Raw genomic sequence first — 1,317 nt, 5'->3', positions numbered from 1 at the left:
GTCTTGAAGCGCTCGGCGTGCTCCAGAAAGCGCTGCATCAGGTCGGGCCCCTGCACGCCATGCACGTCGGCGGGCCAGTTGTCGACCTCGGTGGTGGTCATGAGCTGACCGCCTTGCGCAATGCCGGTGATCAATACCGGGTTGAGATTGGCGCGCGCCGCATAGACAGCTGCGGTGTAACCCGCAGGCCCTGAACCGAGGATAAGGACTCTGGAATGTTTCATGATGAAAAACTGATTGGGAAAGTGTAAGAACTCATGTAGAGTCGTGCCGCATAAGTGCAGCGTCAAGTAAAAACAGCTGCTGGTACTTTTCAGGCATTTGATTTCTTATGAGATTACGTGCCATTGTAAGAACTCACGCGACTAGCCGTCCGATGTGAGGTTGGGAGATATCTGCTATGACAACGATGGTGTCTAACCTGGAACTGATTCGCCGGGTCCCTCTTTTTTCCGTGTTGACTGCCAGCCAGGCTGCATCGGTCGCCGATACCGTGGTCAAGCGCCGGTTCAAGCGCGGCGAGCCTATCGTGGAGCAGGGCAAAAAATCCAACGCCCTTTCCATCATCCTGACCGGCCGCGCGCGCGTCATCACCACGGATTCCCGGGGCCGCGAGGTCATTCTGGCCACCATGCACCCCGGCGACTATGTGGGTGAAATGAGCCTGATCGACAACGAACCTCACTCCGCCACGGTGCGCGCCGAGATCCAGACCGATGCCCTGATCCTGGGCCGCTTGGAGTTTGCACGTTGCCTTCCGGAAAACAGCTCAATGGCCTATGCCGTGCTGAAGGGGCTGGTCCAGCGACTGCGCCATGCAGACCGGCAGATTGAGTCGCTGGCCCTGATGGATGTGTATGGCCGTGTGGCCAGGGCATTGCTCGAATTCGCCAATGAAGACGGCAGCGGAAATGCCGTGATCCGCGACAAGGTTTCAAGGCAGGATCTGGCCAAGATGGTCGGCGCTTCGCGCGAAATGGTCAGCCGGGTGATGAAGGATCTTGAAGAGCGCGGATTCATCGAAACCCGCGACGATGGCTCGCTTTTGGTGAAAGAGCGTCTTCATACGCTGGGATAGGGCCCTGGCAGACCCCTGCCGTACGGTTTGGCGTCTCTGGCGCCCTCAAAGGCCTTACCCAACTGCGGTAAGCTTGGTACTGCAACCCGGAAATATCGAAACATGAAAGCGCGTCTTCGTACCCATGGCGGCGTTGCAAGCCTTGCGAAGGCATATAGCCTTCGCTGCGGCCCGCGCCTTGCCCTGGGCACGAATCCATCCCTTTCATTTTGTCTCGCTACTTCCGGCTTGCAGTACTA

2 protein-coding genes are annotated in these 1,317 nt (G+C 57.9%); one reads left to right on the top strand and one right to left on the bottom strand.

The annotated features are described in order from the left end of the window. The coding region (locus AC1D1P_RS23560) for an NAD(P)/FAD-dependent oxidoreductase (RefSeq protein WP_477674673.1) at window positions 1-224 on the bottom strand (224 nt) is incomplete at its 3' end. Between the two features lie 176 nt (window positions 225-400). Between AC1D1P_RS23560 and AC1D1P_RS23555 the strand changes: the two genes are divergently transcribed. Beyond that, window positions 401-1,078, top strand: coding sequence for a Crp/Fnr family transcriptional regulator (locus AC1D1P_RS23555; RefSeq protein ID WP_431097946.1), 678 nt, complete (start codon window positions 401-403; stop codon window positions 1,076-1,078). The last annotated feature ends 239 nt before the right edge of the window (window positions 1,079-1,317 follow it).

The sequence above is a fragment of the Polaromonas sp. P1_E1_2 genome (assembly GCF_056406035.1).
This window is presented reverse-complemented; position numbering and strand designations above follow the sequence as displayed.